Source organism: Streptacidiphilus sp. MAP12-33, from assembly GCF_041261265.1.
Taxonomy (GTDB): Bacteria; Actinomycetota; Actinomycetes; order Streptomycetales; family Streptomycetaceae; genus Streptacidiphilus.
On record NZ_JBGCCA010000020.1, the window covers coordinates 114,685 to 139,059 of the forward strand.

Annotated in this window: 27 protein-coding genes; 8 read left to right on the forward strand and 19 right to left on the reverse strand. The window is 72.6% G+C overall.

What is annotated here, in order from left to right; all coding sequences use genetic code 11:
- Window positions 1-2 precede the first annotated feature (2 nt).
- The 7 genes from ABH931_RS20840 to ABH931_RS20870 all read right to left on the reverse strand — a co-directional run bounded on the left by ABH931_RS20840 (window position 3) and on the right by ABH931_RS20870 (window position 6,618).
- Entirely contained in the window at window positions 3-251 is a 249-nt protein-coding gene (locus ABH931_RS20840) for an SCO4226 family nickel-binding protein (RefSeq protein ID WP_370115377.1), read from the reverse strand.
- A 128-nt stretch (window positions 252-379) separates the two neighbouring features.
- On the reverse strand, window positions 380-643 hold the full coding sequence (locus ABH931_RS20845) for a hypothetical protein (protein ID WP_370115379.1): 264 nt from the start codon (window positions 641-643) through the stop codon (window positions 380-382).
- Window positions 644-730: 87 nt separating this feature from the next.
- The gene (locus ABH931_RS20850) at window positions 731-1,699 is read right to left on the reverse strand and encodes a hypothetical protein (protein ID WP_370115381.1); all 969 of its coding nucleotides are present in this window, start codon (window positions 1,697-1,699) and stop codon (window positions 731-733) included.
- Window positions 1,696-2,610: an ABC transporter ATP-binding protein gene (locus ABH931_RS20855; protein ID WP_370115382.1), complete on the reverse strand. Its 915-nt coding sequence runs from the start codon at window positions 2,608-2,610 to the stop codon at window positions 1,696-1,698. The genes ABH931_RS20850 and ABH931_RS20855 overlap by 4 nt, the downstream gene beginning before the upstream one ends.
- On the reverse strand, window positions 2,610-3,041 hold the full coding sequence (locus ABH931_RS20860; protein ID WP_370115383.1) for a GntR family transcriptional regulator: 432 nt from the start codon (window positions 3,039-3,041) through the stop codon (window positions 2,610-2,612). Before ABH931_RS20860 ends, ABH931_RS20855 begins: the two co-directional genes overlap by 1 nt.
- A gap of 60 nt (window positions 3,042-3,101) precedes the next feature.
- Window positions 3,102-4,157 (reverse strand): serine/threonine-protein kinase, encoded by a 1,056-nt coding sequence (locus ABH931_RS20865; protein ID WP_370115385.1) that lies wholly within the window; start codon window positions 4,155-4,157, stop codon window positions 3,102-3,104.
- A gap of 10 nt (window positions 4,158-4,167) precedes the next feature.
- Window positions 4,168-6,618 (reverse strand): FHA domain-containing protein, encoded by a 2,451-nt coding sequence (locus tag ABH931_RS20870; protein ID WP_370115387.1) that lies wholly within the window; start codon window positions 6,616-6,618, stop codon window positions 4,168-4,170.
- A 335-nt stretch (window positions 6,619-6,953) separates the two neighbouring features.
- Here ABH931_RS20870 and ABH931_RS20875 point away from each other — a divergent pair, with 335 nt between their 5' ends.
- Window positions 6,954-7,712, forward strand: coding sequence for a 2-phosphosulfolactate phosphatase (locus ABH931_RS20875; RefSeq protein ID WP_370115389.1), 759 nt, complete (start codon window positions 6,954-6,956; stop codon window positions 7,710-7,712).
- Window positions 7,713-7,729: 17 nt separating this feature from the next.
- On the opposite strand, the gene ABH931_RS20880 is transcribed toward ABH931_RS20875, so the two are convergent.
- From ABH931_RS20880 to ABH931_RS20895, 4 genes are all read right to left on the reverse strand, one after another.
- Window positions 7,730-8,200 (reverse strand): DUF4442 domain-containing protein, encoded by a 471-nt coding sequence (locus ABH931_RS20880; RefSeq protein WP_370115391.1) that lies wholly within the window; start codon window positions 8,198-8,200, stop codon window positions 7,730-7,732.
- Between the two features lie 57 nt (window positions 8,201-8,257).
- Window positions 8,258-8,833: a DoxX family protein gene (locus ABH931_RS20885; RefSeq protein WP_370115392.1), complete on the reverse strand. Its 576-nt coding sequence runs from the start codon at window positions 8,831-8,833 to the stop codon at window positions 8,258-8,260.
- A gap of 151 nt (window positions 8,834-8,984) precedes the next feature.
- Window positions 8,985-9,413: a GNAT family N-acetyltransferase gene (locus tag ABH931_RS20890; RefSeq protein ID WP_370115444.1), complete on the reverse strand. Its 429-nt coding sequence runs from the start codon at window positions 9,411-9,413 to the stop codon at window positions 8,985-8,987.
- A 364-nt stretch (window positions 9,414-9,777) separates the two neighbouring features.
- Entirely contained in the window at window positions 9,778-10,155 is a 378-nt protein-coding gene (locus tag ABH931_RS20895; RefSeq protein WP_370115393.1) for an ankyrin repeat domain-containing protein, read from the reverse strand.
- A gap of 325 nt (window positions 10,156-10,480) precedes the next feature.
- Between ABH931_RS20895 and ABH931_RS20900 the strand changes: the two genes are divergently transcribed.
- Together ABH931_RS20900 and ABH931_RS20905 are read left to right on the forward strand one after the other, a co-directional pair.
- Window positions 10,481-10,675: a hypothetical protein gene (locus ABH931_RS20900; RefSeq protein WP_370115394.1), complete on the forward strand. Its 195-nt coding sequence runs from the start codon at window positions 10,481-10,483 to the stop codon at window positions 10,673-10,675.
- 34 nt (window positions 10,676-10,709) lie between these two features.
- A complete protein-coding gene (locus tag ABH931_RS20905) occupies window positions 10,710-12,380 on the forward strand; it encodes a hypothetical protein (RefSeq protein ID WP_370115396.1) in 1,671 nt (556 codons plus the stop codon).
- A gap of 88 nt (window positions 12,381-12,468) precedes the next feature.
- On the opposite strand, the gene ABH931_RS20910 is transcribed toward ABH931_RS20905, so the two are convergent.
- Window positions 12,469-12,975 (reverse strand): DinB family protein, encoded by a 507-nt coding sequence (locus tag ABH931_RS20910; protein ID WP_370115398.1) that lies wholly within the window; start codon window positions 12,973-12,975, stop codon window positions 12,469-12,471.
- 171 nt (window positions 12,976-13,146) lie between these two features.
- On the opposite strand from ABH931_RS20910, the gene ABH931_RS20915 reads away from it, so the two are divergent.
- Together ABH931_RS20915 and ABH931_RS20920 are read left to right on the forward strand one after the other, a co-directional pair.
- Window positions 13,147-14,700: an amino acid permease gene (locus ABH931_RS20915; RefSeq protein WP_370115400.1), complete on the forward strand. Its 1,554-nt coding sequence runs from the start codon at window positions 13,147-13,149 to the stop codon at window positions 14,698-14,700.
- Between the two features lie 103 nt (window positions 14,701-14,803).
- On the forward strand, window positions 14,804-14,998 hold the full coding sequence (locus tag ABH931_RS20920; RefSeq protein ID WP_370115402.1) for a DNA-binding protein: 195 nt from the start codon (window positions 14,804-14,806) through the stop codon (window positions 14,996-14,998).
- Window positions 14,999-15,002: 4 nt separating this feature from the next.
- Here ABH931_RS20920 and ABH931_RS20925 read toward each other — a convergent pair whose 3' ends face one another.
- From ABH931_RS20925 to ABH931_RS20940, 4 genes are all read right to left on the reverse strand, one after another.
- Complete coding sequence (locus tag ABH931_RS20925; RefSeq protein WP_370115446.1) at window positions 15,003-15,407, reverse strand: hypothetical protein; 405 nt, start codon at window positions 15,405-15,407, stop codon at window positions 15,003-15,005.
- Between the two features lie 97 nt (window positions 15,408-15,504).
- The gene (locus tag ABH931_RS20930) at window positions 15,505-15,882 is read right to left on the reverse strand and encodes a roadblock/LC7 domain-containing protein (protein WP_370115404.1); all 378 of its coding nucleotides are present in this window, start codon (window positions 15,880-15,882) and stop codon (window positions 15,505-15,507) included.
- Between the two features lie 41 nt (window positions 15,883-15,923).
- On the reverse strand, window positions 15,924-16,568 hold the full coding sequence (locus ABH931_RS20935) for a hypothetical protein (RefSeq protein WP_370115406.1): 645 nt from the start codon (window positions 16,566-16,568) through the stop codon (window positions 15,924-15,926).
- Window positions 16,565-17,542 carry a MarR family transcriptional regulator gene (locus ABH931_RS20940; protein WP_370115408.1) on the reverse strand — a complete coding sequence of 326 codons (978 nt, stop codon included), beginning with the start codon at window positions 17,540-17,542 and terminating at the stop codon, window positions 16,565-16,567. Before ABH931_RS20940 ends, ABH931_RS20935 begins: the two co-directional genes overlap by 4 nt.
- Before the next feature lie 291 nt (window positions 17,543-17,833).
- Between ABH931_RS20940 and ABH931_RS20945 the strand changes: the two genes are divergently transcribed.
- The 3 genes from ABH931_RS20945 to ABH931_RS20955 all read left to right on the forward strand — a co-directional run bounded on the left by ABH931_RS20945 (window position 17,834) and on the right by ABH931_RS20955 (window position 20,634).
- Window positions 17,834-18,673, forward strand: coding sequence for a glycerophosphodiester phosphodiesterase (locus tag ABH931_RS20945; protein WP_370115410.1), 840 nt, complete (start codon window positions 17,834-17,836; stop codon window positions 18,671-18,673).
- On the forward strand, window positions 18,670-20,034 hold the full coding sequence (locus ABH931_RS20950) for an MFS transporter (RefSeq protein WP_370115412.1): 1,365 nt from the start codon (window positions 18,670-18,672) through the stop codon (window positions 20,032-20,034). The genes ABH931_RS20945 and ABH931_RS20950 overlap by 4 nt, the downstream gene beginning before the upstream one ends.
- 228 nt (window positions 20,035-20,262) lie before the next feature.
- Window positions 20,263-20,634, forward strand: coding sequence for an RNA polymerase-binding protein RbpA (locus ABH931_RS20955; protein ID WP_370115414.1), 372 nt, complete (start codon window positions 20,263-20,265; stop codon window positions 20,632-20,634).
- Between the two features lie 296 nt (window positions 20,635-20,930).
- Here the strand turns inward: ABH931_RS20955 and ABH931_RS20960 are convergent, their stop codons facing one another.
- The 3 genes from ABH931_RS20960 to ABH931_RS20970 all read right to left on the reverse strand — a co-directional run bounded on the left by ABH931_RS20960 (window position 20,931) and on the right by ABH931_RS20970 (window position 24,357).
- Window positions 20,931-21,470: an FxsA family protein gene (locus tag ABH931_RS20960; RefSeq protein WP_370115416.1), complete on the reverse strand. Its 540-nt coding sequence runs from the start codon at window positions 21,468-21,470 to the stop codon at window positions 20,931-20,933.
- 36 nt (window positions 21,471-21,506) lie between these two features.
- Complete coding sequence (gene lnt, locus ABH931_RS20965) at window positions 21,507-23,192, reverse strand: apolipoprotein N-acyltransferase (RefSeq protein WP_370115417.1); 1,686 nt, start codon at window positions 23,190-23,192, stop codon at window positions 21,507-21,509.
- Window positions 23,193-23,877: 685 nt separating this feature from the next.
- Window positions 23,878-24,357 (reverse strand): SLATT domain-containing protein, encoded by a 480-nt coding sequence (locus ABH931_RS20970; RefSeq protein WP_370115419.1) that lies wholly within the window; start codon window positions 24,355-24,357, stop codon window positions 23,878-23,880.
- Window positions 24,358-24,375 lie beyond the last annotated feature (18 nt).

A 24,375-nucleotide genomic window follows, 5' to 3' on the forward strand; every position in this document is an offset into this window, starting at 1 on the left:
TCTCAGACCATGAGCGGGACCGCGTGGATCTCGTCCGCCATGTGTCCGGCCCGTTCGTGGACGCGCTGGACGGCGTCCATCGAGGGCGCCTCGGACAGGCAGTAGACGGTGCCCGACTCCGGGTCCGCCCAGGCCTGCTTGAAGTGGACGTGTTCCTCCGCCTCAATGGCGAGATCGGCCTGGTGCGCCGCCGCCAACTGCTCGGCGGTGATCCCGTTCATGCCGTGGTGGACGTCCATGAAGAGAGTCATGATCGCGAGACACCTCCCTCGGCCGCCGGCCCGGGGCCGTCCCGGGACGGTCCGGTGGCCCTTCCAGGATGCGCCCGCCGCCCGTCCGCGGCCTCTTCAGGGCTCGACGAGATCAGGTCCCGACGTGGTCAGGGCTCGACGACGTCGAGCACCTCGACCATGCGCAGCAGCTTGGCCCGGACCCGGGCACGGTGCGCGTCCGCGACGGTGATCTCCACGACCGCCGGGCCGCCGGCGGTCGTCCGCACGGCGAACGCCTGGACGGGGTGCGCGCTCAGCACCGCGGCAAGGCGCCCGAGCAGGCCACGGCCGGGCACGGCGGTGGCAATCAGGGAGGGCCCGGTCGCGACGCGAACCGGGCGCGGGACGGGGGTTTCCAGGACCGCGCTCACCGTCCCAGCATGCCAGCCTTCCCAGTGCGCGGGACGACCCGTCTCAGCACGTGGGAAAGGCGGGCAAAGCGGGCGACGGGCAGCCGCTCAGCGCGTGAGCGCGCGCAGGCGGCGGTAGGAGGCCAGGACCAGGAGTACGGTCAGGACGGCGAGGATGCCCGTCATGATCCAGAGCATCGGACTGAACTGGGCGACGGTGTGGTAGCGCATCCACCACTGCGCGTTGCTGCAGTCCCTGCCGGGGCACTGGCCGTAGCCGACCCATCTGCCGTTCAGCACGATGCCGTCGTCGACCACCCAGGCGTTTCCGGGCATGCCCGTGGCGTTCGTTCCGCCGACCATCGAGAAGGTCGGCATCAGATGCGGGCGCAGCTTGTCCAGCGCCCAGACGAGCGCGACGTACAGCACGACGGTCACGCCGAGAGCCGGGATCGGCCGGTGCAGCAACAGTCCGACCAGGGCCCCGAGGGCGAAGGTGGCCAGCACCAGCGCCGGGAAGACCGGGACCACGGCGAAGAAGTCCTCGGGGGATTCCCAGGAGGAGAGGCCGAACCCGGGGTGGGACCAGAAGCCACCCCAGCGGACGACAACCGACAGCACCGTGCTCAGCACGAGCAACGCGGCGCCGGGCAGGGCCATCCGGTACGTGAACCAGCTGCGCGGAGAGACGGACTGGCTCCACAGCATCAGGTGCCGACGGCGCTCGAAGTCGGTCGCCAGCGGCTGCGCCGCCAGCACCGCACCGAAGATCCCCGGCAGCAGGAGCGTGGCCGAGACGGCCTGGTGCCAGGATTCGGCGATGCCGTACCGCGCACTGTCGGCCTGCGCACACGCCGTGCTGGAGAGATTGTCCGGATCGCAGTGCAGGGCGTTCATCCTGGCCACCACGGTGTCCAGCGCGGAGCGCTCGTGCAGCAGGTAGGCGATCAGCGCGGCGCAGCCGACCGTCAGAACGGCCAGGGTGATGCGGTTCTGACGCCAGATCAACCAGCCCAGTCCGCGCGGGCGCAGGCCGCCCCGCGTGGCCGGGCGAGGGGCGAGAGTGGCGGTGGTCACGCGGCGACCTCCGAACGCGAGGCGTGGGCAGTGGAGTTGGCAGGATCCGCCTGCGGCGAGCGCAGGTAGGCGAGGAGCAGCTCCTCCAGGCTGGGCGTCTCGACCTGCCAGCCCTCCGCGATCGGCCCGTCGGCCCGGACGAGCGCGGTGCGGCCGCGTCCGGTGCGGCGGTCCTCGACGATGCCGTGGGCGTCCAGCGGGAGTCCCTCGGCGCCGTGCAGCAGCCGGTGCGCGTCCAGGATCTGCTCCACCTCGCCGGACAGCCGCACGCGGCCGCCCTCGATCAGGAGCAGGTGGTCGATCACGCCCTCCAGCTCGCTCAGGATGTGCGAGGAGATGACCACGGTGGTCCCGTGCTCGGCGGCCTGGCCCATCAGCGTGCCCATGAGCTGGTGCCGGGCGAGCGGATCGAGGTCGGCCATCGGCTCGTCCAGCAGCAGCACCTCCGGCCGCTTGCCGAGCGCGAGGGCGAGCGCGACGCGGCTGCGCTGGCCGCCGGAGAGCTGCCCGATCCGGCTGGTCGGCGGCAACTGGCCCTGCCGCACGATCTCGTCGGCGAGCGCGTCGTCCCACCGCGGGTTGAGCTCACGGCCCAGCCGCAGCGTGTCGGCGACGGTCAGCCGCGCGTAGAGCGGCTTGTCCTGGGCGACGAAGGCGATCCGCGACCGCAACTCCTCGTCCAGGCCGGGTCGCAGGCCGAGGACGCGCAACTCCCCCTGGCTCGGCTGCCGCAGGCCCGCCGCGAGCGAGAGCAGCGTGCTCTTGCCCGAGCCGTTCGGGCCCACCAGGCCGCAGACCGCTCCGACGGGTATCTCGAAGTCGCACCCGCGCAGCGCCTGGCGGCGCCGGAAGCTCTTGGCCACGGCCCGTCCGGTCAGAGCCGGTTCGCGCCCGGCCACGTTGTCCCCCATCAACCGCTCCCCTCCCTGCCGCCGACGGCCTGCTCGGCCGGGGCGGACTCCCGTTGTTCGTATGTGTCCAGGACGGCGCCCATCAGCGCCGTCACGTCCTCCCGGTCCAGCCCCGCCCCGAACGCCCGGTCGACCCAGGCGCCCAGCTCGGCGCGCAGCGCCGCGTCGCCGGTGGCGTCCGCGTTGCCGAGCGTGCGCCGGACGAAGGTGCCGAGGCCGGGCCGTGGCTCGACCAGCCCCTCCCGGTCGAGTTCCCGATAGGCCTTGAGGACCGTGTTCGGGTTGATGGCCGTGGCTTCCACGACCTCGCGGGCGGTGGGGAGCTTGTCCCCCGGCTGGAGCAGGCCGAGCCGGAGCGCCTGTTTGGTCTGCTGGACGATCTGGAGGTAGGTGGCGACCCCGGAGCGCCGGTCGATCCGGTACTCGATCACGTCCACACCACCCTTTCACTATTCTGTTAGTGGAATAGTGTGGCAGAGTTCGACGAGCCGTCAACCGTGCAGGTGGGAGTGGGGATCCACCCCCGGAGCGAACACCGGCCAGGCCCAGCGCGGCGGCACCGGCGGCTCTCCGGGCCCGGCTTCGACATCCGAACCGTGCCGAGGCGCGGTGACCACCCTCGTCGGGGCGTGCCCCGCCACCGGGCTCCCGGGCGCGACGGGGACCGGGCCGGCGAAGGCGGCGCGCAGGGCCGAGACGAGGTCCAGGCAGCTGTCGTAGCGCTCCTGCGGGGTCTTGGCGAGGGCGCGGGCCAGCACCGCGTCGACGGCGGTGGGCAGTTGTGCGCGCAGGGAGGTGAGGGCGGGCGGGGTGTCGTACTGGTGCGCCCACAGCAGCGCGAAGTCGTCGTCACGCCGGAACGGCGGCGCGCCGCTCAGCATCTCGTAGACGACGCAGCCCAGGCTGTAGACGTCGCAGCGGCCGTCCACGGGCTTGCCGCTGATCTGCTCGGGGGAGACGTAGTCCAGGGTGCCCACGAACTGCCCGACGGTGGTGAAGCCGCTCAGCGAGAGCGACTTCTTGGTCAGGCCGAAGTCGGTCAGGTAGACGTGCTCGGGGTGCTCCGGATCGGTGCCCTCGGCCAGCAGGATGTTGCCGGGCTTCACGTCGCGGTGGACCAGCTCGTGGGCGTGCGCGGCGTCGAGGGCCGAGCCGACCTGCGCGGTGATCCTGACCGCCTGCGCGGAGGGCAGCGGGCCGGCCCGGTCCAGCAGGGCGGCCAGGTCCCGCCCGTGGACGTAGCGCATGGCGATGTAGAGCACGCCGTCGGCCTCGCCCGCCTCGTAGACCGGCACGATGTGCGGGTGGTCCAGCGCGGCGGCCACCCGCGACTCGTGCTCGAACCGCCGCCGGAAGGTGTCGTCGAGCGCGAGCTGCGGCGACAGCAGCTTGACCGCGACGGTGCGCTCCAGTCGCAGGTCCCTGGCCTGGTAGACGACGGCCATACCGCCGCGGCCGAGCTCCCGCTCCAGCAGGTACCCGGCGACGCGCCGACCGCTCAGCCCGGAGGGCGTCCCGGGCGCCGGGCTCGGTGTGAAGGCCGACATCAGCCCCCGCCTATCCCCGCATCACCACGGGCTCGTGGCGCCGCAGCAGGCGGGCGACGGCGAAGGCCAGGACGACCGACAGGACCACCAGCATCCCCAGGTCGAGCAGCCAGGTGCCGGTGCGGTGCGCGAAGAGCGGATCGGCGGTCAGCGTGCCGGGGACGACGCTGTGCAGGTCGATCGTGCCCGCCATGGCGCCCAGCGCCCACCGCGAGGGCACCAGCCAGGAGAGCTGGTCCAGCACCGGGACGCCGTTGAGCTTGAGCAGCGCGCCGCAGAAGACGACCTGGACGATCGCGAGGAGCACCAGCAGCGGCATGGTGACCTCCTCCTTGCGCACCAGGGCGGAGACCAGCAGGCCGAGCATCATCGCGGTGAACGACAGCAGCGCCACGGTGAGCGTGATCTCCAGCAGCGGCGCGGTCACCACGCCCTGTCCGCCGCGCGGTCTCAGCCGCACGCCGAAGAGGCCGACCATGGTGAGCACCACCGCCTGCACGACGGTGACGGTGCCCAGCACGACGATCTTCGAGCAGAGGTAGGCGGAACGCGAGAGGCCGACGGCTCTCTCGCGCTGGTAGATCGTGCGCTCCTTGACCAGCTCGCGCACGGCGTTGGCGGCGCCGGTCAGCACGCCGCCGACGCAGAGGATCAGCAGGGCGTTCAGCGCCGAGTTCTGGTCCAGCCGGCTGCCGGCGAGGGCGTGGGCCATGGCGCCCATGACGAAGGGCAGCGCGATCATGATGACGAGGAAGGTCCGGTCGGCGGCGAGCGCGGCGGCGTAACGCCGCACCAGGGTGCCCAGTTGCGCACCCCAGCTCTGCGCCGGCGGGGGCGGCGGGCTGGGCGGCGGTTCCAGAACCCCCGCGTGGACGCCTGCGGCGCCGACGGCCCCGGCCCCGCCGAGTGCACCCGCCCCGCCGGTCACGCCGTAGGCGCCGCCCTGTCCGCCGTAGCCGCCTGGCGCTGCGGCACCATCGGCGCCGCCCGGACGGGCCATCGCACGGGCGATGTAGCGGCGGTGGGGCTCCGAGCCGCGGAACTCCCCCGCCCAGTCCCGGGAGCGGTCGTCCTCGAACGCCTCGAAGGCGTCCGGCCAGTCGGGGAAGCCGAAGAACGGCAACGCCTCGGCGGGCGGGCCGTAGAAGGCGATCCGGCCGCCGGGCGCGAGCAGCAGCAGCCGGTCGCAGACGTCCAGGCTGAGCACGCTGTGGGTGACCACGACGACCGTGCGCCCGTCGTCGGCCAGCCGCCGCAGCATGTGCATCACCGAACGGTCCATGCCGGGGTCCAGGCCCGAGGTCGGCTCGTCGAGGAAGAGCAGCGAGGGCTTGGTCAGCAGCTCCAGCGCGACGGAGACGCGCTTGCGCTGCCCGCCGGAGAGGGAGGAGATCACCTGGTCGGCGCGCTGCTCCAGGCCGAGCTCGCCGATCACCTCGGTCACCCTGGCCTGCCGTTCGGCCTTGCTGGTGTCACCGGGGAAGCGCAGCTCGGCCGCGTAGCCGAGGGCGCGGCGCACGGTCAGCTGGGTGTGCAGGATGTCGTCCTGCGGGACCAGCCCGATCCGCTGTCGCAGCTCCGCGAAGTCCCGGTAGAGGTCGCGGCCGTCGTAGCGGACGCTGCCCTCCTCGGCCGGGCGCAGCCCGGTGAGGGCGTTCAGCAGGGTCGACTTGCCGGCCCCGCTGGGTCCGGCGACGGCCAGCAGGCACTTCTCCGCGACGGGGAAGGTGACCCCTTCCAGCAGCGTCCGGCCGCCACCCACCCTGACGGTCAGGTCGGTGACGTCCAGGCCGACGGCGCCGGTGTCGACGTACTCCTGGAGCTCGTCGCCGACGAGGCAGAACAGCGAGTGCCCGACCCCGATCAGGTCGTCGGGGCCGACCGGCGCGCGGGCGACGGGCTGACCGTTGACGAACGTGCCGTTGTGGCTGCCCAGGTCGACGATCTCGTACGTCCGGCCCATGGGGTCGGCCAGCAGTTCGGCGTGATGGCGGGAGACCACGAGGTCGTCGACGACGAGGTCGTTGTCGGCGGCGCGCCCGATCCGCAGGACCCGCTGCGGCAGCGGCGCGATGCGGGTGGGCGGCCGGTAGGCGCCGGTCAGCACGGTCAGCGCGGAGGGGCGCCGGTTGACCCTGGTCGGCTCCGGCGCGGCCTCCAGCTGGGCCCAGGCCCCGTCCTGGGCGTCACCGAAGCGCAGCAGAGTGCCCGGACACAGGTCCAGGTGGCGGACGCGCTGGCCGTCGACGTAGGTGCCGTTGGTACTGCCCTCGTCGTCGAGCATCCAGTGGCCGTCAGGTGCGGTGTGCAGCACGGCGTGATGCCAGGAGACCCGCGGGTCTGCGAGCACCACGTCGCTGTCGGGATCGCGCCCGAGCCGGTAACTGCGGTCCGGGCTGATGAGCTTCGCGTCGCCGTCGGTCTCCAGCAGGAGCTGCGGCGCTGCCGAGCGCTCTGCCATGGTGGGATTTTAGCGCTCCGACCCCCTTGGCCGCCCTCGGACGGGGCCCGGCCCGGCGTCGGGCGCCGCATCGGTGCGGGTGTCGGCGTCATCCGAGAGCCCAGTGGGGCGGACGAACAGCGGCCGATGCCCCGCCCGCCGGATCCACTGGCCTCCGCCGCCCCCGGCCGGGGCGGCCTCCGCCCCGTCGCCGCGCGGGCGCCGCCTCGAAGGGATCGCGAGCGGCGGGACGCGGTTGTCGACCATGCAGCCCAGCGTAGTCGGGCGACCACGCATCGTGGGACGATCGGACGTCGGGCCCCTGCCCGCTTCGTGGAATGACATGATCGTCCGTCATGGACGAATGGTTCACGCAGGCGGGGCACGGGATCCGGTTCGAGTGGGGCGCCGCGGGCGCGGAGCGACTGGCGGCGCGGGTCGCGTGCCTGGTGGTGGTCGACGTCCTGTCGTTCACCACTTCCGTCACCGTGGCGGCCGAGGCCGGGACACGGGTCTTCCCGTACCGGTGGCGCGACGAGACGGCCGCAGCCTTCGCCGGGCAGGTGGACGCGGAGCTGGCAGCCGGGCGCCGGCAGGCCACGGCGGCGTCGCCGTGGTCGCTGTCACCGGCCGCGCTGCGGCGGGCGCCGTTCACCCCGCGGCTGGTGCTGCCCTCCCCCAACGGGTCCGCCATCGCCGCGACGGCTCGCGGGGCCACGGTGGTCGCCGGGGCGCTGCGCAACGCGGCGGCCGTGGGCCGCTGGCTGGACCGGCAGGGCTACGGCACGCCCGCCCGGCCCGTCGCGGTGATCGCCTCGGGCGAGCACTGGCCCGACGGATCGCTGCGGCCCGCGCTGGAGGACCTGCTGGGCGCGGGGGCCGTCATCGCGGCGCTGCGGGAGCGGACCGGCGAGGGCGCGCTCTCCGTCGAGGCCGCCGCGGCGGCGGCCGCGTTCACGGCCACGCCGGACGTGCGCCGCGCCGTCGCGGGCAGTTCCTCGGGACGGGAACTCACCCACGGCGGCTTCGCCGACGACGTCGCCGTCGCGACCGAGCAGGACGCCTCGTCGGTCGTCCCGGTCCTGACGGACGGGGCCTTCACCGCCGCGCGGTGACGTGCTGCCCGGAGCTGCTACTGACCGGGCTCGGGGGCGCGGTTCGGCTTCAGGGTCCACCGGATGGTCATCTCACCGGTGACCTCACCGTCGGCCCGACGGATCGTCACCTCGACCGGGAACTCCGGGCGCTGACCGGCGTCGAGCTCCGCGACGACCTCCGCCGCCGGACGGCCGAGCTCGGCGGTGGCGGTGACCTCGCCCATGGCGAGCTTCCGGTAGGCGATGTGCGCGTCGACGGCGAGCGGGACCGCGCGGGAGAGCTGGTCGCCGAAGGCGGCCAGGACGATCGCGCCGCTGGCGGACTCGGCCAGGGTGAACATCGCGCCCGCGTGCGGTCCGCCGACGTGGTTGTGGAAGTCGGACTGGTCCGGCATCCGCAGCACCGCGCGGGTCGCGGTGCACTCGTCGAAGGCGAGGTTGAGCGTGCGGACCATCGGCACGGTGGCGGGCAGCAGCTCGGCGATCGAGGGCATGGCTTGGGTCATGCAGGCGATATTACCGACGAGTAGCCAACCTGCCAACGCGCCCCGGCAAAGGCGCGCTCAGGCGGAGCCGGAGGGACCCTGGGCCTGCGCTTCCGCCTCGGCCTCCTCCTCGGCGACCTCGGCCTGTGCGGCGACCGTCGCCTCCCGCTTACCGACGACCGCGGCCGCCGCGGCGGCACTCGCCGCGAAGGCGAGGACGACCATCGCCGGGCGGTCGAGGCGGTGCCGGGTCACGTGGTCGAAGGAGTAACGGCCCGGGCCCGCCAGCCCGAGGCCCGCGGCGACGAAGCCGAGGAACGCCGGGTACTCGTAGCCGCCCTTCATGGCGAAGAAGCCTCCGGGCCGGTGCACCGCGACCGCGCCGGCCATGGCGCCGGCCGCCGCCGCGCCGGCGGCGGGGGTGGCCGCGCCGAGGGCGAGGAAGACGCCGCCGCCGGCCTCGCCCAGGCCCGCCGCGATCGCGGCGCGGTCGCCCGGGTGGAAGCCCATCGACTCCATGGCCTTCGCGGTGCCCTCCAGGCCGCCGCCGCCGAACCAGCCGAACAGCTTCTGGGCGCCGTGCGCGAAGAGCACGCCGCCGGTGCCGAGCCGGAGGGCCAGCAGTCCGAGATCCTTGCGGTTCAGGCAGGCCATGGCGCCGTCCCTTTCGTGAGAGGACTGCGCCGGACGCCACCCGGGAGCGGCGTCCGGCGGGAACGCAGACGCGTCCAGTCTTCTGCGGGATCGCCCGCTCCGCCTCCCCGATTGGGCCGCGCGGGTCGGCGCCGAAGCCGTCAGAGGGCCTTCAGAGGGCCTTGCCCAGGCAGATCGCCGAGTCGTACTCGCGGTAGTAGCCGAACTTGACGATCGGCTCGTAGCCCTCGGAGGCGTACAGCGCCAGCGCCTCCGGCTGCTGGTCGCCGGTCTCCAGGATCATCCGGACGCGGCCGGCCCGGCGGGCGTCGTCCTCCAGGTAGCGCAGCATCCGTCGGGCCAGGCCGCGGCCGCGCGCGTCGGCGCGGGTGTACATCCGCTTCAGCTCCGCGTCGCCGTCGGCGAGACCGATCTCGCCGCCCTCCTGGGCGCGCCACGCGCCCGTGCCCAGCGGGGTGCTGTCGTCCAGGTCGTACAGGACCGCGAAGACGCCGTTCGGCGGCTCGAACTCCCCGGCGTCCAGCACGGTGGCGTCCCCGTCGCCGTACCGCTTCACGTACTCCTGCTGCACCTCGTCCATCAGCAGCTGCGCGTCCGGGTGCGCGTACCCGACGACTCGTATCGGCTCCACGCCCACACCCTCTGTTCTCTCACCTCACGTGCCGCGCCCGAGTCTACGCAGGGCCCGCCGCGGCGCCCCCGGTCAGCCGACCTCGGCGCGCTGCCACCGGCCGCCGGACGCGTCCCGCAGCCTCGGCATCGGATACGCGCGGCCGCTCACCACCTCGACCATGTCCAGCCGGTCCATCCGCACCTCCTGCCACAGCAGCAGGCCCGCATGACCAGCCGCTCCGGCGACCGGGCACGTCCGGCGAGGGTAGCCGAGGCGGAAGGGCCGCCCGGGGCCGGAGGCCGGCACCGGGCGGGCGGTGGGCGGCCTGCAGCTACGGCAGCAGGTCCGTCTTACCGAACATCTCGGCCGCCGCCCGGGCCGACGGGGTGCCCGCGTCCGGGTCCGCGCCGGCAGCGAGAAGCGCGGAGACGATGTCGCGCTCACCCTTGAAGACGGCGCCCGCGAGCGGGGTCTGACCCCGGTCGTTGATGCGGTTCGCGTCCGCGCCGTGGGCGAGGAGCGCACGGACCGCGGCCGTGTTGCCGTGGTACGCGGCGAGCATCAGCAGCGTGTCGCCCTTCTCGTTCGTCAGGTCGGCCGGGACGCCGGCGTCGAGGTAGCCGGACAGGGCCGTGGCGTCGCCCGAGCGGGCCAGGTCGAAGACCTTGCCCGCGAGCTCGACGACATCGGGGTCGATCTGGTCGCTCATCTTCCGCTGCGCTTTCTGTCGAGGGAACCGGTCGGCCAGAAGGAAGCGTACGGGGTGGGCCCGACGGGCCCCGGCCAATCGGGTGATCAGCCATCCGGGCGAACCACCCGCGCGCCGCCGCTGCCAGACGGGCGACACGGGACACGATCCCCGTGCAAGCAGGTGCAGACCCGGCGAATCACCAGATCTCATGCTATCCAGTACTTATTACTTTTCGTGACCATGGATTCACGATGCGTCACACCGACAGTGCACCGGTCCTGTCCCACCAGGTCCGCCACCACGACAACACCACCCCGCTGTCCCTAAAGCCGAGGAGCCCCTCGTGATCCTCTCCGTCTCCGGAGTCGTCCTGCTGGGAGTCATCGTTTTCCTGTTCTTCCGCAAGGACGGCCTCAAGCTCTCCCACGCCCTGGTCTGCGCCCTCTTCGGGTTCTACCTCGCGGGCACCGCGATCGCGCCCAGCATCAAGGCCGGCGGAGCGAGCCTCGCCAGCCTGCTCGGCGGCATCAAGTTCTGACGCGACCGCACCCGCACCTGCCCCGGAGCACGTGATGACCTTCACCGAACACCTGGCCCGCGGCCGCTCCCTGGCCCGCACGGCCGGGGATCACGCCGCCGACATGTTCGGCCCGCTGATCACCATCGGCCGCGGCCTTCGGGCCCACCTGGCCTGGGCGAAGAACTGGTGGGCCAACACTCCCAAGGACAAGCGCGGTCCCGCGCTGTTCCTGGTCGTGGCCGTGGTCGCCGCCGTCGCCCTGCTGCCCTACGGGCCGCTGCTGGCCCTGCTCGCCCTGATGGGCAGCGCCGCCTGGGCCGGACGCGAACGCGTGGCCCCGCCGCCGCCCGCGCCGGACACCAGCAACCTCAAGCTCGCCGCGATCTACACGGCGCTGACGCCGTATCTGGTCCACGAGTCCGACCCCGACCCGCTCTACGCGCACGGCGGCGACTTCAAGGACGCCTTCAGCGGCTGGGAGTTCGACGAGGAAGGCCGGCTGGTCCAGCTGGAGCTGCGCTATCCGGCCTACTTCACCGACACCGAGCCGCAGTCCCGCGCCCGGATCGAGCAGGTGATCCACGGCAAGGTAGGACGCAGCCGCGAGTACCGGTTCACCTGGGACGAGGAGGTCAACCGCCTCCAGGTGACCGCGCTCCCGCCACTGCCGGGCGACATCGCCGCCCAGCGCTTCGTCACCGCCGCGGGCGAGCTGGTGCTCGGCTTCACCGACACCACCAGCACCAACCGGATGATCCCGGTCCACCAGGACGGCGCGCAGACCCACCAGCCGCCGGTCCTGTGGCGCACCGGACCGCGCTCGGCCGAGCCACATCTGCTCGCGCTCGGCACACCCGGCTTCGGCACCTCGACGCTGCTGCGCTCGCTCGCGTTGCAGGCGCTGCCGCACGGCGAGATCGTCGTCGTCGACGGCGCGGGCACGGGCGAGCACGCCTGCCTGGTGGGCCGCCCCGGCGTCCTCACCGTGGAGACCAGCCTGCACGGCGCACTCGCCGCACTGGAGTGGGCCGCCACGGAGACCCAACGCCGCCTGGACGCCCACAACCTGGCCAAGCGCACCGGCGCCATGCCGCCCGCCGACACGCTGCGGCCGCTGTGGCTGCTGCTCGACCACCCCTCCGAGCTCAGCGAGCTGGCCCAGGCGGAGGGCCGCCCCGATCCGCAGGAGCTGCTGGAGATCCCGCTGCGCCACGGCCGCACCGCGCACGTCACCGTCGTGGTGGTGGACCGCCTGGACGCACTGGAGCGGATCCGTCCCGGCATCCGGGCGGGCTGCAAGGCGCGTGTCGTGCTCGGGCCGCTCAGCCAGCACATGGCGCTCGACGCGCTGGGTGCGCCGCTGGACATCACCCCGTCCAGCCACACCCCGCCGGGTCGCGGCTACGCGCGGCTGAACAACGCGGCGCCGGTCCGCCTCCAGGTCCCGGCCACCCCGGACCCGTTGGACGACGAGGCCCCGATCGACCAGCGCGACGCGGTCATCGCCCTGCTCCCCCACGCGGACACCCGCACGGAGACCACCTCCGACCTCGCGCCGATCCCGGCGACGCCCGCACCCGCGTCCACGTCCACGCCCACGGAGCCGACGCTCTCCCTCGACCTGTCCGGACTCGAGCACCCCCCGCTCGACCTCCCGGCGGTCGAACTGCCCCCGATGCCCCAGGTGCCCCCGATGCCGACCGAGGCACCGCGGTTCCTCTGAGAGGGACCTCCGGGACCTGTCAGCGCAGCAGCCCCCGATCGACTCGATCGGGGGCTGCGTCGTGGCGTGCGCCGGTCGTGGGTGTGCGTCAGGAGCCGGTCCTGCCGTCGAGGAGCTCGCGCACGATGTCGAGGTGCCCGTTGTGACGGGCGGTCTCCTCGACCAGGTGGAAGAGGATCCAGCGCAGGTTGGGGCGGGTGGTGCCGTCCCTGAGCGTGCGGACGGCCGGGGCGTCCAGGTCCGCGCCGGCCACGAGCTCGCGGTAACGGGCGCTCTGTGCCTCGTAGTCGGCCAGCAGGTCCGCCAGCGGGATGTCGACCGCCATGGTCATCTCGCGGTCCGGGTCCTCCTCCGTCCAGGGGCCCTCGTCCTGCTGACCGAGGAAGACCACCTCGATCCAGAAGTACTCGACCCAGCGCAGGTGGCTGATCAGCCCGCACAGGGTCATCAGCGGCGAGCCGGGCAGCGGGGAGCGGCGGGCGTCGTCGGCGCTCACCTCCGCGCACTTCTCGCGGGCGGTCTCCCGGGCGTAGTCGAGGAACGTCGTCAGCGTGGCGCGCTCGTCGAAGGACGGCGGCAGATCGGTTCGTGTCATCGCGAGGAAGCCTCGCGGACTTCCACCGTGCCGGTCAACAGAATTGGCCTCTCCTGGGCGCCTCCTGGGCGAGAACCCTTGACGGCGCCCCGCGCCGGGGTGCTGAATAGGGCGCCAATGGACTGTCTTCATACCATTGAGCAGTCCGCACCCCACACAGCAGAGGTGCGCATGTCGTCCCCAGAATCCTCCGCACTCGCCCCCGCCGACGCCCCCTCCGACGCCCCCTCCGACGAACAACGCCTCCACGAACTCGGCTACGCCCAGGAGTTGGCCCGGACCATGTCCGGCTTCTCCAATTTCGCGGTCTCCTTCACCATCATCTCGATCCTCTCGGGCTGCCTGACCCTCTACGGCACGGGCATGAGCACCGGCGGGCCCGCCGTCCTGGTCTGGGGATGGCCGATCGTCGGCCTGATGACCCTGCTGGTCGGCCTCGCCATGGCCGAGGTCTGCTCCAGCTACCCGACCGCGGGCGGGCTCTACTACTGGGCGGCCAAGCTGTCGCCGAACAACGGGCCGGTCTACAGCTGGTTCACCGGCTGGTTCAACTTCCTCGGCCAGGTCGCCGTGACCGCCGCGATCGACTTCGGCGCCGCGCAGTTCATCACCGCGCTGGCGGCGCTGCAGGGTTGGTACGCCGCCACGCCCGCCAACACCGTGATCACCTTCGGGGTGATCCTGCTCGTCCACGGCGCCCTCAACACCTTCGGCGTCAAGCTGGTGGCCCTGCTCAACAACGTGAGCGTCTGGTGGCACATCGTCGGGGTGCTGGTGATCGTGGGCGCGCTCGCCATCGTCCCGAGCAAGCACCAGTCCGCCGGGTTCGTCTTCGGGCACTTCGTCAACGGCACCGGTTGGACCAGCTCGCTCTACGTCGCCGCGCTCGGCCTGCTGCTGGCCCAGTACACCTTCACCGGCTACGACGCCTCGGCGCACATGACCGAGGAGACCAAGGACGCGGCCCGCTCCGGACCGCGGGGCATCGTGATGTCCATCCTGGTCTCGCTGGTGGCGGGCTGGGTGCTGCTCATCGGCATCACCTTCGCCATCCAGAACTACAGCGGCGAGCTCGCCTCGCCCACCGGCGAGCCGCCTGCGCAGATCTTCATGGACGCGGTCGGCGCGACCGGCGGCAAGCTGCTGCTCCTGGTGGTGATCGGCGCCCAGCTGTTCTGCGGCATGGCCTCGGTGACCGCCAACTCCCGCATGATCTACGCGTTCTCGCGGGACGGCGCGATCCCCGGCTCGTCGCTGTGGCACCGGATCAACCCGCGGACCAAGACGCCCACCAACGGCGTCTGGCTGGCCGCCGTCGGCGCCTTCCTGCTCGGGCTGCCGTACCTGTGGAACGTGACCGCCTACACGGCCGTCACCTCGATCGCGGTCATCGGCCTCTACATCGCCTACGTGATACCGACGTTCCTGCGGGTGCGCCTCGGCGACTCGTTCGTGCGCGGGCCCTGGCACCTCGGCCGCTGGAGCCGGCCGATCGGCATCGCCGCGGTGGCCTGGGTCGCGATCATCACGGTGCTGTTCATGCTCCCGACGACCAGTCCGGTCACCCGGACCAGCTTCAACTACGCGCCGATCGCGGTGCTGGTGGTGCTCGGCTTCGCGGGCGGCATGTGGCTGTTCTCGGCCCGGCACTGGTTCACCGGGCCCAAGGTGCAGGGTTCCGTCGAGGAACTGGCGGCCGTCGAGCGTGAGCTGGGCGGCATCTGAGCCGCTGCCCAGGTGACCCGCGCACCGGGAACGGGTAGGGGACGGCCGTGCGCCGTTCCCTACCCGTCCGTCCCCACCCGCTCCCGCCGGAGGGCCTCCCCTCATGACGACCGACGACCTGCCGACCGGGCTGGCGCAGTCCGCCCGCCGCGCACTGGAGCAGGCGGGCTACCACTGCCTCGCCGACCTGCACGGCGCTCCGGAGACGCGCATCCGGTCCCTGGACGGCGTCGGCCCCCGCGCGCTGCGCCTGCTGAAGCTGGCGCTGGCGGCGAAGGGGCTGACGCTCGCCGGATGACGCCTCACATCGGGCCGTGCTCCTTGATGACCCGGCGGGTCTGCGCGAAGAGCATCCCGACGTTCACGGTCCGGCGGCAGACCACCACCGAGACCATCTCGTCCACGCCCTCCATCCGGATGAACAGGTGCGTCAGGTTGTCGCTGTTGACCAGCACCTCCTGGAAGTAGTGCCGGTCGGAGCTCACCCCGCGCCGCTCCTTGAAGATGTTCTCGATCATCACCACGTTGCGGCCCTGGAACAGCTCGAAGGTCGCCGCGGCCAGCAGGTCCAGGACCTCCGGCGGGTGGGTGTCGACGGTCTCCACGGTCAGCAGCATGCCGGTGGCCAGGTCGATCACACCCGCGGCCAGGCAGTCGGGCACGTCGTTGCGCAGATGCTTGACGAGCTCGGTGATCCGGTCGGACATGCTCGCCGATGGATTGTTCATGATGCTCTTCCCCATACTCGGTCTCGGGCGCCCACTCGGTCTCGGGCGGCGCGACAGTTCACGTCGTGGCGATCGGTCAGGTGGCGCGGCCGCGCAACAGGTCGTCCAGGCGCTCGATGAGCGCGCCGGCCTCCAGATGCAGCCGCGCGAGGTCGAGGCCCTCGTCACCGAGGACCGCGAGCAGTGCGGTCTCCCCCACCGCGTAGACGACGGCGTAGCCGCCGCCGCAGTAGGTGACGGTCCGGCGCAGCGGGCCGCGGCCGGATACGGCGGCGGTCCGACGGGCCAGCCCCAGACTGGCGGCGGCCAGCGCCGCCAAGGACTCCGGGTCCACCTCAGCGGCGGTGTCCGCCGCGACCAGCAAGCCGTCGACGGCGGCGACGGCCGCGTCGGTGATCCCCGGCAGCCGCTCGCGCAGTCCGCGGATCTCGGCGACGAGCACCTCCTGGCTCATCCACTCTCTCCCTCCCCAGGCACCGGTCATCGGTGCGCCGGTCATCGGTACCGCTTGAGTCCCCACAGGATCTGACGGAGCGTCGACTCCGCCACGGGCGCGGCGCGCGCGGCCGGGACCGCACCGGGGATCTGCACCCCCGGCCGACGACGCGGCAGGTCCTCTCCCTCTTCCACGGGCGACGGCTCCGGAGCCGCGGGCGGCTCGGGAAGCGGGCCGGTGCGCGTCAGGTCGGAACGCCGGTGGTACTCGACCGCGCCAGGCAGGCATTCCGCGACCGCCCTTAGGTCCAGCCGGGCCATCGCGAGATTCGCCTTGGTGCGGTCGAGGGAAATCTGGATGAACGCGTGCCATTCACCGGAACGCATTCGCGCCGCCTGCCAGAGGCAGAAATACCGGCGGCCGGTGATGATGACCTCCTCCACCGCCTGACCGTTTTCCGGTGGGCCGCCGTCGACCCCGCCGAAATCCGCGACGGCGCCCATGGCTATACCGAGTGCCACCTTTCCCAGCGGCACCGGAACGCCCCCGGTCTGCGCCGGACGGGAGGTCGTGCCGAGCACCCGCCCACTGCCCAGATCCCCGAAGGCCGCCGCGACCGCTCCGGGAATCCGCATCGCGCTCTCCAGGGCCCCCGGAGCCGCCTCCCCGTGCGTGTGCTCCGCCCAGGTCCCGGCCTCGGTCATGAGCGGCTCGCCCGGCTCGGCCGCCGCGGCAGCACCACCGGCCCGGACGGGCCCGGCCCGCCGGAGGTCGCGCCACCCGGAGGATCGGCCGGGACGGCCGGGGACACCGGCGGCGGCGCGGCATGGCGGGGCGCCAGCAGGGCGCGGACCTCGCCGCCCTCGTGGTGCGCACCGCCGATCCGCAGCAGCCCGTCCGCGACCAGCCGCGAGGCCTCGACGGCGACCGGGTAGACGCCGCGTCCGAGCATGAAGGCGATGTCGCGCGCGGTCCGGCGCCCGTCGGCGAGGCCCAGCACCTCCCGACGCAGACCGCTGGTGGCCCGCAGTCCCGCGCCGCCCCAGCCCGGCGCGGCCGCCCAGGACCCGGACCCGCCGGGCGCCACCGGCCCCGCGCCCACGTCGGTCACCGCCACCAGCCTGTCCTTCCCCGGCCGCACCGGCGCGGTCAGCTCCGCGAACGCGGTGAGCCGCCGCGCGGTCTCCGCGCACACCTGCTCGACCTCGACCCGCGCCACTCCCCACGTCCACGACTCACGCCCGGCGCCTCCGGCGGCCCCGAACCCGCCGGACGGGTCCGGCCCGGGGCCGGCAACCGGCGGTTCGGCCGGTTCCCAGCGGCAGTCGTCGACCGCCCCCGCCGCGACGGCGAAGGCCGCGTCGAACAGGGCCATCAGGCAGACCGCCTCCAGCTCGGCCGCGCCCACCAGCCCGCGGCGGACCAGCTCGATCGCCAGCCGGCCGTGCGCCGCGCCGGCCTGGTAGGCGGCGACCCAGGAGGCCTCCAGGACCCGGCCCGACCGCAGCAGCAGCGCCTCCACGCCCGGCGCGCCGGGGCTCTCGACGCCGACCACACGGCCACCGTGCAGCCGCAGCAGCCCGCCCGGGTCGCCGGAGGCGGACAGCGTGCCGGTCGCTCCCGCGCCGCTCTGCGCGGTCAGCGCCGCGACCACGGCCTGAGGTAAGGCACGGGTCATTCGATCTCGCTCAGACATCGACCTATCAATTTCGATCAGATTCCGTCGGATACTTATGACAGAGTGCGCAGAAAGGCATGCCGAACAGACGCCCGGAGAATACGGAGCTCACCGTGGAATATGCCACCCGCGGTCGGCGCCTCAATTTCATCCAGGAGGGTGAGGCCCGTCAAGCGATTGATGACTTTTGGTGGCAGTGTGGTAACAGCGCGCCACTCCCGCGCCAGAACGTGCGCAGGCCCACACCGGTCATGCACCGCACAACCCGCACGAAACGGCATACTGCTGCGCGTGACCAGCCATTCCGCCCTGCTCCACGCCACTGACGGGGGCGGCCGCCCAGCGGTGCGCCACCCGTATCTGGACCACCCCGGCCCGCTCGCCTTCGCCCACCGCGGCGGCACCCTCGGCGGGCCGGAGAACTCCGTGGCCGCCTTCGAACGCGCCGTCCGGCTCGGCTACCGCTACCTGGAGACGGACGTCCACACGACGGCCGACGGGGTACTGGTCGCCTTCCACGACGAACGCCTGGAGCGGGTCACCGACGGCGAGGGCGCGATCGCCCAACTGCCGTGGCGCACCGTCTCCGCCGCCCGGATCGGCGGACGCGAGCCCATACCGACCCTGGAGGAGCTGCTCGACGCCTTCCCCGAGGCCCGGTTCAACATCGACGTGAAGGCGCCGGCCGCGGTCCACCCCCTCGTGGACGCGGTGCGGCGCACCAACGCCTGGGACCGCGTCTGCGCGGGCTCCTTCTCCGAGGCGCGCCTCGCGGCGGTCCGCGCGGCCGCAGGCCCGCGGCTGGCCACCGCCGCGGGACCGCGCGCGGTCGCCGCGGTCAAGCTGCGCGCGCTGGCCGGGGGGCGCGTGCCGCTGGCCCGTGCCGCGCGCCGCCGGGCCGTCTGCCTGCAGGTGCCCGAGCGGATGCTGGGCGGCGGCGACACCGGGCCGCGCCTGGTCGACCGCGCCTTCCTGGAGACGGCCCACGCGCTCGGCCTCCAGGTGCACGTCTGGACCGTCAACGAGGCCGAGCGAATCACGTCACTGCTCGATCTCGGTGTTGATGGCATCATGACGGATCGCATCGACGTCCTGCGCGATGTCCTGACCGAGCGCGGAGCCTGGATTTGATCACTTCTGCACCGGCGCCGTCCCCGACGGAGACCACCGCCGATCTCAAGCGGGCCCAGCTCGGCTGGTACCTCAACGACTGGGCCAACGCCGCGTTCTCGGCCACCGTCCTGACGGTGTTCCTCGGCCCCTACCTGACCGACATCGCCAAGAGCGCCGCGGACTCCCACGGCGACGTCCACCCGCTCGGGCTCACCGTCCGCGCGGGCTCGTACTTCCCGTACACGGTCTCGTTCTCCGTGATCATCTCGGTCGCCGTCATGCTGCTGGCCGGCGCGGCGGCCGACCGCTCCGGACGGCACAAGACCCTGCTCGGCGCCTTCGCCTACGTCGGCGCGGCGGCCACCCTCGGGATGTTCTTCCTGGGCGGCCACAACTACCTGCTCGGCGGAGCGCTGCTGGTCCTCGCGAACGTCTGCTACGCCGTCTCGGCGGCGCTGGCCAACGCCTTCCTGCCGGGCCTGGCCGCGCCGGACGAACGCGACGCGATCTCCTCCAAGGGATGGGCCTTCGGCTACGGCGGCGGCGGACTGCTGCTCGTACTGAACCTCGCCCTCTTCCTCGGCCACAGCGCGCTCGGCCTCTCCAGCGGCACCGCGGTGCGGCTCTGCCTGGCCTCGGCGGGCCTGTGGTGGGCCACCTTCACGATCTTCCCGATGCTGCGGCTGCCCCAGCGCGCCGGGCTGGCCCCGGTGACCAGGCCCGTGGACGAGCACGCGGGCGGAACACTGCGGGAGCTGCTGGGCACGCTGCGCGGGATGCGGAAGTACCCGCTGACGCTGCTCTTCCTGGTCGCCTTCCTCTGCTACAACGACGGCATCCAGACGGTCATCTCCCAGGCCTCCCTCTACGGCAGCGAGGAACTGGGCATGAGCCAGACCACGCTGATCGCGGGCGTGCTGCTGGTCCAGATCGTCGCCATCGGCGGCGCGCTGCTGCTCGGCCGGATGGCCGGCCGCTGGGGCGCCAAGCGCACCATCCTCGGCTCGCTGGTCGCCTGGGTGGTCACCCTCGCCTTCGGCTACGTGATGCCCGCGCACCAGCCGATCTGGTTCTACACGCTGGCCGCCGCCATCGGCCTGGTGCTGGGCGGCAGCCAGGCGCTGTCCCGCTCGCTCTTCTCCCACCTGATCCCGGCCGGGCACGAGGCGGAGTACTTCAGCCTCTACAAGATCAGCGACCGCGGCACCAGCTGGATGGGCCCGCTGGTCTTCGGGCTCGCCTTCCAGTGGACCGGCAGCTACCGGATCGCGATCATCTCGCTGCTGGTCTTCTTCGCGATCGGCTTCCTGCTGCTCACCCGGGTGCCGGTGCGCCGGGCGATCGAGGCCGTCGGCAACGAGGCACCGAACATCTCGTGAGCATCCGGCGGAGGCTGTCCATTCGTGACTGCGCGGCACGATACGTCAACCGAGGGTGATAATCGCCCTCAGATGTGACAAATCGGACGCAGGTGGGTACAAACTTGGTCGGCGCGACCTAAGTCACGCCACCACCGCGGGAATCTTCGACGGTTGCCGCACGTTGTACGGACCGACGAAGACAGCGACATCCAGGCTTGTGGGCCAAGAGCCCGGGAGGCACGATTCATGAGTGAGCGAGCTCTCCGCGGCACGCGACTCGGGGCGACCAGCTACGAGACCGACCGCGGTATCGATCTGGCGCCTCGCCAGACCGTCGAGTACGCATGCGCGAACGGACACCGCTTCGAGGTGCCGTTCTCGGTGGAAGCCGAGATCCCGCACATCTGGGAGTGCCGGTTCTGCGGCAGCGAAGCGCTGCTGATCGACGGTGACGAGCCAGAAGAGAAGAAGACCAAGCCGGTCCGCACCCACTGGGACATGCTGATGGAGCGGCGCACGCGTGAGGAACTCGAAGAGGTCCTCGCCGAGCGTCTGGCGGTACTGCGCTCCGGAGGAATGAACATCGCGGTACACCCGCGGGACCGCAAGAGCGCTTAGCGCGCCCTTGACGACGAGGCCCGGGCTCCCCCTCCAGGGGAGCCCGGGCCTCGTCGCGTTCTCCAGCCGGCGTCAGCCGCCCTCCGACCCGGTCCGCAGGTCGACGAAGCCGGCCTCGATCTCCCCACGGAAGGAAACCCCGGAGGGGTTGCCTTCCATAGCGGCTCAAGTCCTCCCAGCTCCGCTCGATGCTCAACCGCAGGCGCTCGGCAAGTTGCTCGAGCTCAGGCGACAGGCCGGCCACGAGGCGGAACGGTCTCGCCGCGGGTCAGCCATGCCCCCGTCTCCCTTCCGGGTCAGCGGCGCAGCTCGCCGTACGGGCCCTCGTCGTCGCGGCGGCCGTAGTCGTACGGGCCGGAGGCCGGGGTGCCGTCCTCGTGGACGACCTCGCCCGGGACGACCTTGCCGTCGGGGCGGTGCATGCGGACCTGCTCCTGGAGGCGGACCGCGTCACCGAGGGGGCCGCGGCGCAGCAGGGCCATCGGGGCGCGCTGGAGACGCTTGGCCACCGGCGGGATCAGGCAGAGCAGCCCGAGGGCGTCCGAGAGGAAGCCCGGGACCATCAGCAGGACCCCGCCCGCGACGGTCACCGCGGTCCGCGCCTCGCCCTCGGGCATGCTGCCCTTGCGCGCCGCCGCGAACGCCTTCAGGCCGGCGCGCTTGATCACGGACGCGCCGGCCACGAAGCCGGCCAGCAGCAGCAACAGCACCAGCAGCCAGCCGATCAGACCGGCCACGGTCACCACGAGCCACAGTTCGAGCAGCACGTAGGCCGCGACGAGCAGGGGCAGGAATCGCTTGAGTCGGGACGCGCGCACGACGGCAGGGCCCTTCATGGGTCGGGTCAGGCTTCCACCGTAGAACGCCCGAGGTCAGGCGGGTGTTCCGGACGCCTTCCGGCGACGGCGCGTCCACACCGCGAAGCCCACCGCGCCCAGGCCCACGAAGGACAGCGCCCACTCCGGGCCCGCGCCGACCCGGTCGGCCAGGGTGAGGCCGTCGCGCAGCGGGACCTTGACGTCGAGCTCGGCCTGGGTGGCCAGCTGGGTGCGGGCCACGACCGACCCGTCCGGCGCGATGACCGCGCTGATGCCGCTGGTCGCGGCGATGACCACGGCCCGGCCGTGCTCGATCGCGCGGAGCCTCGACATCGCGAACTGCTGGTCCGGCTGGTCGGTGTGCTCGTAGGTGGCGTTGTTGGTCTGCACGACCAGCACCCGGCCGCCCTTGGCCACCGCGTCGTGGACGATGCCGTCGTAGGCGACCTCGAAGCAGATCACGTCGCCGACCTTCGCCGGGCCGACCTGAAGGATGCCGGTCCTGTCGCCCGGGTAGAAGTCCCGGGCGACGCGCTGGAGGCGGGTGATGTACTTCATCAGGATCGAGCGGAACGGCACGTACTCGCCGAACGGCACGGGGTGCTGCTTGGTGTAGTGCGCACCGGGGCCCTTGACCGGGTCCCAGACGATGCCCTCGTTGAGCACGTGCTGCGCGTCCGGGCCGTCGACGAGCGCGCCGACCAGCATCGGGACGCCCGCGAGGTGCGCGGTCGCCTGGATCGCGTCGTAGGCCTCGGGGGTGGTGTAGGGGTTGACGTCGGAGGAGTTCTCCGGCCAGATCACCAGGTCGGGGCGGGGCGCCTTGCCGGCCTCGACCTTGGACATCAGGTTGACGGTCGCCTGGACGTGGTTCTGCAGCACCTGCATCGGGCGGCCCAGGAAGTCCATTCCGGCGTGCGGGACGTTGCCCTGGATCACCGCGATCTGCGCGGAGGCCGGGCCGCCGGCGGTGGTACCGGCGGTCGGCAGCGGGATCGCGTAGCCGACCAGACCGGCCGCGACCGCGCCGACGCCGGACGCGATGCCGACGCGCAGGCCGGTCGCCCGGCCCTCACGCGTCCGCAGCACCAGCACGGCGGCGGCGAGCAGCGCGCCGCTGAGCGCGACGGCGAAGCTGACCAGCGGCGCCCCGCCGAGCGAGGCGAGCGGCGTGAACGGGGAGGAGGTGTTGGCGAACGCCAGGCGGCCCCAGGGGAAGCCGCCGAGCGGCACCCGGTCGCGGGCCCACTCCTGGGCGACCCACAGGCAGGCCGTCCACAGCGGCCAGAAGCGCAGCCGCGAGACCACGGCGAGCCCGGCTCCCATCAGCGCGACGAAAGCGGCCTCCGCGACGGAGAGCAGCGCCCAGGCGTCGTAGCCGATGACGTCGATCCAGGTCAGCAGCCAGAGCATGAAGACCAGGCCGAAGACGAAGCCCGTCCACGCGCCCTGCCGGGCCGTGCGCCCGTAGGTGAGCAGACTGAGGCCCGCGACCGCGAGGACCGACAGCGGCCAGACGCCCGCCGAGGGGAAGGACAGGGCGAGCGCGATCCCGCAGAGAGCCGCCAGGGCGCTGCGCGGGGCACCACGCCACAGGTGGGCGCCGATGCGGCGGAGGCGCGAGGGGCGCGCTCCGGACTCCGCGAGGTCCTTGGAACGGTCCTCCGATTCCAGGGTCAAGGGCACGTTCGCCGCCAATCCGCAGCAGTGGGGTCCATGGGCTGTGGGATGACGGTACATCCTGCGGTTAAGCGCAGGTGAGAGAGGTGCCTCCGGTCCTCCCGCACGAACGGCAGTTGGACGGAACCAGGACGGCACCGGGACGGCACCGGGACGGCACGGAAACGGCCCGGACGCTCTTCGGTCCGGCTCGGGACCTGCTGGCTGCGGGTCGACCAGAAGCCGTTGTCTACTGAGCGTCCGGGCCGAGCCCGGGGTCCACACCTGTCGGTCCGGAGGCACGCTGCCGTGCCCCCGGTGCCGAGGCCCACGCTCCCCGGTCCGTCTGCGCGGGCTCCTGGCGGCGGAGGCCAACGGCGGTCACGGGTTTGGCGTGGGTCTGCTGTCCGGTGGACGACGACGAACCTACTCGGGGGTCCGGCGCCTCTGTCAACCGGCGCGCGACCTGGGAAGACGGCCTGACACCGCAGGTCAGCGCGGTGCGGCCGTCCCTCTTCCTGGTCCGGTCCAACCCTTCGTTCGGCGGTATCCGGGCGCGTCGGCCGCTCCTGTGCCACGATGCCGGGCCGACCGCCACCCTCGTAGCGGTCGGCCCGGGTCACACAGCGCAGGCCCGGCAGGAGGGCCTTCCCCGCCAGATGCGGTGCGATGTGCCACCCCCTGCTCCGCTCCGTGTGTTCCCTGTCGCAGAGCTGATGCCGCGGACGGCGGGGAGGCTGCACGCGGGGCGAGGAACTCCCCGGACCTACGCGGTGGCGTCCTCGCGGCCGCGCAGCTTGGCCCACGCCGTCTCGTGCTCCTCGCGGATCTGCTTGAGCCGCTGGTGGAACGCGTCGACCGCCTCGCGGTCCGGTTCGCCGGTGAGCCCCTCCGCGCAGTAGTCGACGTCGCCCTTGAGGATCTCCAGCCGCAGGACGGTGCGGCTGGCCAGGATCCACAGGGAGCGGTGCGAGAAGAAGGCCTCCCAGGCGGCCAGCACGGTGACGAGGGCGCTGATGCCCAACGCGATGTCCAGCAGCACCTGCCGGCCCGGATCGCCGACCCGGACGCCCAGCAGGACCGTGGAGCAGGCCGAGAGCGTGACGGTCGCCATCTGCAGCCCGAAGGCGCGACGGCGGTCGCCCTTCTGGTGCCGCTTCACCGCCACCAGGATCCTCTCGGCCTCCTGGCCGACGAAAGCAAGCTGCCGGCGCAGCGGGCCCTCGGGCTCCGCGAAGTCGGTCACTTTCCCCCCAAGGTGTGA